Source organism: Neptuniibacter sp., assembly GCF_024231755.1.
GTDB lineage: Bacteria > Pseudomonadota > Gammaproteobacteria > Pseudomonadales > Balneatricaceae > Neptuniibacter.
In genome coordinates, this window is the sequence record NZ_JAAEQH010000126.1 from 1 (window position 1) to 7,263 (window position 7,263).

Consider the following 7,263-nt stretch of genomic DNA (forward strand, 5'->3'; position numbering starts at 1 on the left):
CGGTATCAATACCCGTTTCAAGGTCTCCATGTCATCGCGCAATTCACGTGGATAGCGGAGGTTTACCGGATACCGTTCAAGCCCTTCAACTGTTTCTGTGATATTCATGCCGCCAATGGCACTTTGAATAATATCCTGCACGGCGCCTACGGTTAGGCCATAGCGTGCGGCACTGTCCCGATCGATTTCAAAATCCAGGTAATACCCACCCACGGCTCGATCGCCGAAGGCTGACGTTGTTTCCGGCAGCGTTTTCATGGCCTGCTCGATGTCCTGAGAAACCTGTTGAAGAACGTTCAAATCAGGTCCTGATACTTTGATGCCAATAGGTGTTTTGATACCCGTCGACAACATGTCGATACGGGTTTTTATCGGCATTGTCCAGGCGTTAGCTAAACCAGGAAATTGTATGGCCTTATCCATTTCATTCATCAGGTCCTTGGTGGACTTTGAGGGATCGGGCCACTCCTCTTTGGGTTTAAGCCGAACCGTTGTTTCGATCATGGCCAGAGGCGCCGAGTCAGTTGCAGATTCAGCGCGCCCAACCTTGCCGAAGACATGGTGTACTTCGGGAAATGTCGACAGGATTTTATCTGTCTGTTGAAGCAGCTCTTTGGCTTTAGTAATTGAAATACCCGGGAATGTCGTGGGCATATAGAGGATGTCACCCTCGTCCAGGGGCGGCATGAATTCGCTACCCAGTTTTGAATAGGGGTAATAGGTTGCTGCCAATAACCCTAAGGCCAATACAAGCGTGACACTTCTCCACCGCATAGCGAGTTTCAGCGCCGGCCCATGGAGTGCATGGAGTGCGCGGTTAATCGGGTTTTTATGCTCGGCGATGATCTTCCCGCGCAGAAAGTACCCCATCATCACTGGCACTAAGGTAATTGCCAGAATGGCTGACGCCGCCATCGCATAGGTTGCCGTAAACGCCAGTGGGCTGAATAGGCGGCCTTCCTGTGCCTGCATGGTAAAGATGGGTAAAAATGAAACGGTGATAACCAGTAACGAAAAAAACAGCGCAGGCCCAACTTCCTGACAGGAGTCACCAATCGTTTTCCAGCGCTCATCCGAAGTCAGCTCGCTCCCTTTTTCTTCGCGAGCCTCGGCTAACCGGCTATGGGCATTTTCCACCATTACAATTGCCCCATCGACCATGGTGCCAATGGTGATGGCGATGCCACCTAAGGACATGATATTGGCATTCAAGCCCTGGATACGCATGATGATAAAGGCCATCAGGATTCCCAGGGGCAGCGTAATGATCGCCACAAAGGCTGATCGCGCATGTAGCAAAAACAAAATGACCACAAGGCTGACGATAAGCAGCTCTTGAAAGAGCGATGTATTCAGGCTCTTAACTGCCCGTTCGATCAAATCACCGCGGTCATATACAGGAACAATCTCCACGCCTTCCGGTAAGCCGGCCTTCAACTCTTCCAGCTTGGCGCGCACGGCCTGGATCGTCGCTAAGGCATTCTCGCCAAAGCGCATAATCACAACACCGCCAGCAACCTCGCCTTCACCATTTAAATCAACCAGGCCTCTGCGTAGTTCGGGACCCACTTGTACATGTGCCACGTCTTGTAGTCGAATGGGCGTGCCGTTTTTGTCCACACTGACGGGTATACTATTGAGATCATCGATCGACTGAATGTACCCCAGACCGCGCACCATATATTCGGTTTCGGCCAATTCAACCAGACGACCACCCACGTCCTTGTTGGACATCTTGATGGCCATCTTAATTTTGCTCAGGGGAATGTTGTAGCGCAGTAGCGCATTTGGATCGACTTCAACCTGATACTGTTTGACATAACCGCCCACCGATGCGACTTCAGAGACGCCTTCAACAGTTTGAAGGGGGTAACGTAAATACCAATCCTGTAAAGAACGCAGTTGCGACAAGTCATGCTTACCGGTTTTATCGACCAGGGCATATTCGTATACCCAACCTACCCCGGTGGCGTCTGGCCCCAAGGTAGGCGTAATGCCTTGAGGCAGTCGACCGCTGACATAGTTGATCGATTCCAGTACGCGCGAGCGCGCCCAGTACATATCGGTGCCATCTTCAAAAATGATGTACACAAACGACAAACCGAAGAATGAGTAGCCCCTAACGACTTTGGTGCGAGGCACTGCCAGCATCGACGTTGTCAGGGGGTATGTGACCTGGTCTTCAACGACTTGGGGCGATTGTCCCGGGTATTCAGTAAATATGATCACCTGCACATCAGATAAATCCGGGATGGCGTCCAATGGTGCATTCTTGTAGGCGAATATCCCAACGAGAGCGATGATTACCGTTGCAATCAACACCATAAAACGATCACGCAGGGACGCATTGATGATGGCGTTAATCATGTTCGTGGGCTCCCTGCTTTGATGGTTTCATCTCTTGACCCATATTGTGGCCAGAATGAACTTCTGCATCTTCGGGCGTATGCTCGATCATGGTTTCATCGCTATGATTCATGCCGCTATGGCCTTTCATGTTCTTGGCGTCATCTTCTCCTTCACCAGAATCTTGTAAGCCCTCCATCATCTTGGCTGTGGCTTCACGCAGCTTGGACTCTGAGTCGACCAGGAACTGGGCTGAGGTGACAACCTCTTCTCCGGCGCTGATGCCATCCAGCACCGCTACTTCTCCACTGGACTCGACGCCGAGCTTAACAAACCGAGGCTCGAATTTACCGGGCGCTCTAACGACAAATACCTGAGGACGTCCCCCTGAACGAATGACCGCTTCTGCGGGAATGACGACAGCATTGTTTTGCTTGTCAGATTTGATACTGACTTCTGCGAACATGTCAGGCCGTAGCAGCAATTCACGATTATCGAATACCAGACGAACCTTCGTTGTACGTGTTTTGGATTCGGCATAAGGGTAGATGTACTCAAGTGAACCGCTAAATGTCTTTCCTGGAACCGAAGCCAAGGTCATTTCAACCTCATCACCGATTTTTACCCAAGGGAGTTCATACTCATACACATCGGCGTAAACCCAGACCTGACTCAGATCCACCATCATGTAAAGTTCCGTTTTCGGTGTCACATACTGCCCCTGGCGCGAGCCTATGCGAATTACGGTACCAGCGACGGGAGAATGGATATGCAGGCTCTTTTTGATCTTGCGGGTTTGTTCCAGCTCACGTATCTGATGTTCGGGGACATCCAGCAGCAGCAGACGTTCGCGAGAGTTTCTCGCTAAATCGCGTGCTCCCTGCTTAATCTCTTCAAAAGGACTTTTTTCAAGTGCTTTCAAATTATTCAGTGCCAACAGATATTCTTGTTGGGCGGAAACCAATTTAGGGGAATAAATGCTTAGCAGGACTTCATCATCAGCAACGTTTTGTCCTGTTTTATCGACACGAATGTCTTCAATCCATCCTTCGATTTTGGGGTGGAGCCTGGCCATTCGTTCCTCATCGAAGTCCACTCTGCCCACAGCTCGAATAGTTCGACTTATAGCGGTCTGTTGTGCTTTTGCGGTACGCACCCCAATGTTTTGTACAATCACCGGATCGATCTTCACTGTACCCACAACTTCACTGGATTCGTCATCGGCATACACGGGCACATAATCCATACCCATCGAATCTTTGGCGGGTACAGGAGAAGTCACTGATGGGTTCATCGGGTTTCTATAGAAAAGTATCTCCCGTTCAGCGGGCTTCGTATCCTCCTCGGCATAAACAGGCACATAATCCATGCCCATTGAATCCTTTGCCGGGACGGGTGACGTCACACTGGGGTTCATCGGATTACGATAAAACAGTGGTTTCTTTTCGTCAGACACAACAGCATTCGTGCTATTACCACCGGACAACCAATATCCGGCTCCTAGACCTATGGTAAGCATGAGTACAGCGATGATGAGTGTTGATTTATTCATAAACGGTTTCCTCGCCGACAGCAGCTTCCAGGCGTGCTAATGCTTGTTTCGCATTACTTAACGCCTTCCAGTATTGCAATTCATAGTTAAAAAGGGTCATTTGGCTGCGCACCAGGTTTAGAAAATCGACTTCGCTAACCTGATAACCTGCCAACATGGATTGAACGGTTTGTTGTGCTTGTGGCACGATGCCTGTGCCATACAGTGAAAACTGTTGTTTGGCCTCTTGATAATCTGTCACTGCAGAAGATATGGCAGCCATGACCATACTTTTCTCATCAATCAGGGCATAACGATTCATTTGTAGCTCACTGCTTCGTTGGGACACAGCTTTAGACTGCTTGCGGCCGGCATAGAGCGGCACCTTTACGCCAACCATGACTGAGAAAAAATCTGAGCGCGCCCCGCCCATTGGGGGCGGGTTATCTCCAGTCCGGTCTCCATAGGTAACGCCCAATTTAAAATCGGGGTAGAAGTCTCGTTCAGCCAAATCCAGACGAGACCGTGCGGCCTCGACTTTCGATTCCATTTTTTTTAACAGTGGGCGAGAGGATTCAGCTTGTTGGTACAGTACGTTTTCATCGGCGACATCCGGCATTGATCTGGCAACTTGCTCGGGCAGCACAATCACTTCGTTCGCCGCTCTATCCATTAGAATATTGAGCTTTATCGCCTGATTACGGCGCAGCGCCTCCAGTTGTATTTCCTGATCCAGTAACTTGGATAGCTCTAGCTGAGCCAGTAATACATCTTGCTGTAATCCCTTACCGGTTTCATACTTGGTTTGCGCAACAGTAATAAACTGGCGAAGTAGTGCCTGATTGTTTTTAATCGTCTCCAGAGCCCGATCCAAATAATACAACTGCCACCATTTGCTTTTCACATTCTTCACAAGTTGCAGGCGCACTTCATCGACGGAGTGTCCTGCAGCGGTTGCTTCGTATTCTGCGGCTTCTTCCTTCAAGCCTAATTTTCCAGGAAAAGGAAAAACCTGACTGATACCGACTTGAAGCTGAGTCATAGGCTCCTGATCTCTGCTGAACGTATCCGTGGGGAAATTCATCGCGTTCAGACTTACCATGGGATCTGGCAAAGCACCAACTTGAGAGGGAACATCTAACAGGGCTTTATAGCGCTCATTTACTTCAGCGAGATTCGGGTTGTCGCTGACGGCAATTGTTACGGCCAGGTTTTCGCTAAGCGCCACGCTGTTAACTTCGGCAGCAAATAGGCTTTCGGCTCCTAAAAAGAACGTTGCGACTGTCAATAATGTTTTACATTGTTGAAGTAAAGACAACTCGTTATAACTCCTACCAAGTCGATAGTTATTTTTCAAACTAACCATTATTATTGATCTCATTTGGCTTTACGCCCCCTGATGAAAGACTCCTCCACAGGCAATCAGCAACTACCTGGGAGGACTCATAAAGATTTCGCTAAATAATTAGACGACAGTCTACAAGAATATCTGTTTTTTAGTCCTACGGTTTCTTGTTTAAATTCGGCTGTGTAACTTCTGTTTGTTCGTTTTGTCATTTCAATCAATATGACTTTACCTCTTGCTGTAACTATAGATGATTGGCTGGTTTTTCCCGCATCGCCTCATACTCTGTTAGTTAATCCAGGCTTTAACGTGAGGTGCATATCTAATCTTATTAGTAATAAGAATATCTGTATAGGTTTTACTGGACGATTAATAGACTTAATATCAGATCAGAACGGTAAAAATCTCTTATCTCTTGAACGTATTATTGGGCAATACTGTGATTCTCTTCTAGGTATGAAACTGTCTGTATTTGTGTAAGTGGTTTTGAAAAAAAGTAGCCTTGGCAGTAGTCTGACTTGAGCTGTTTAAGGAGGGTTGCTTGGTCCTTGGTTTCTACCCCTTCTGCAACTACTTTTATCCCTAGTGTATGTGACATTGCGATGATGGCCTCACATAGAGCTAGATCACTAGAGCTCGTTTCTAGGTCATCAACAAATGCTTTGTCTATTTTTAAGTAATCAATATTGAATTTTTTTAGGTATGCGAGCGAAGAATACCCAGTACCAAAATCATCTAAGGATATCTTTACCCCAGCCTCACGCAATTCAATTAGCTGATCATTTATGAGGGGGTCGTTAACCATCAAAACCCCTTCTGTGATCTCTATAATAATGGAGTTACCCGATACTCCCAATTCAACAAGGTGTTCCGACCAAGTTTTGAGCAAGTTCTTTGCCTTGAACTGAAGTGGGGAAACATTAATACTGACCTCAATATCCATATTGAATGTATTTTTGGCGTTTCTAATAAATTTTAATGATTCTATGAAAACCCAGTCTCCCAGATCAGAAATAAAGTGCGTCTCTTCTGCTATAGGAATAAATTCCAATGGACTGATAAAACCTAGTTTAGGATGATTCCAACGGATTAATGCTTCAAGTTTACATATTGAAGCAGGCTTATTAGTACTAACGATAGGCTGGAAATAAACTTGGAAATCACCGTTTGGAATTGCCTTTCTTAACTCATTAGATAGCTCATGTCTTCTTATAGATGCCCATTGCATCTCTTTAGAGAAAAATAAGAATTTGTTCTTACCTTGTTTTTTTGCATGAGACAATGCGTGGTCTGCTGATACCATTAATTGAGCAGCTGTTTCACCATCAGTTGGGTAAATGGCTATCCCTACACTAGCTGAAGTGAATACTTGATGCTCCCCAAGGTGGAAAGGCTTGTGTACTGCATTAATGATCGCTTCTGCTACTCTATCAACCCGAGTGTTATTTGTTGTATTCCTCAATATAATTGCGAATTCATCCCCTCCTAAACGAGCAACGCTATCACTTTGGCGCACTTGACCTTTCAATCTCGTTGCTACTTCTCTGAGTAATTGGTCCCCTACCACATGTCCTAAAGAATCATTAACTTCTTTAAACCTATCAAGATCAAGGTATAGGAGAGAGGGTGAATTAGATTCTCTTAAACTATATGCAAGCGTTTGTTGCAATCTGTCGTTAAAGAGCCTGCGATTTGGAAGTAAAGTAACGGGATCGAAGTTGGCTTCGTAATGAACCACTGCCATAACTTTTCTTGAGCCGAAAATCATTATAGCAAAAATGATACAACCTAAAATAATTGCTAGGGAATAGGCAGTTTTTTCTAATGTTGCTATCGGTGCAATAGCCTGTTCGAATGGAGCTGACACCAAAACGCTCATGTTTAAGTTTTTGACTGCACTTGTGCGATCAATAGCAGAAATCCCAATTACGAACCTCTCTTCTTTTTCATTCTGTAACAAAAAAGAAGATGTTGTGGGATCGTTTAGTTGGTTTGATGATAGAACATGTTCATTGCCTTTAAGTGCTGATACGCGGATAAA

General features: G+C 46.3%; 4 protein-coding genes. All 4 read right to left on the bottom strand.

What is annotated here, in order from left to right:
- Positions 1-2,367 (bottom strand): CusA/CzcA family heavy metal efflux RND transporter (locus GY843_RS07515; RefSeq protein WP_297308143.1); only part of this gene is annotated, 2,367 nt, incomplete at its 3' end.
- Positions 2,360-3,865: an efflux RND transporter periplasmic adaptor subunit gene (locus tag GY843_RS07520; RefSeq protein WP_297308145.1), complete on the bottom strand. Its 1,506-nt coding sequence runs from the start codon at positions 3,863-3,865 to the stop codon at positions 2,360-2,362. The genes GY843_RS07520 and GY843_RS07515, both read right to left, overlap by 8 nt.
- A gap of 25 nt (positions 3,866-3,890) precedes the next feature.
- Positions 3,891-5,243, bottom strand: coding sequence for a TolC family protein (locus GY843_RS07525; RefSeq protein WP_297308147.1), 1,353 nt, complete (start codon positions 5,241-5,243; stop codon positions 3,891-3,893).
- Between the two features lie 403 nt (positions 5,244-5,646).
- A partial coding sequence (locus GY843_RS07530) for an EAL domain-containing protein (RefSeq protein WP_297308149.1) occupies positions 5,647-7,263 on the bottom strand: 1,617 nt, incomplete at its 5' end.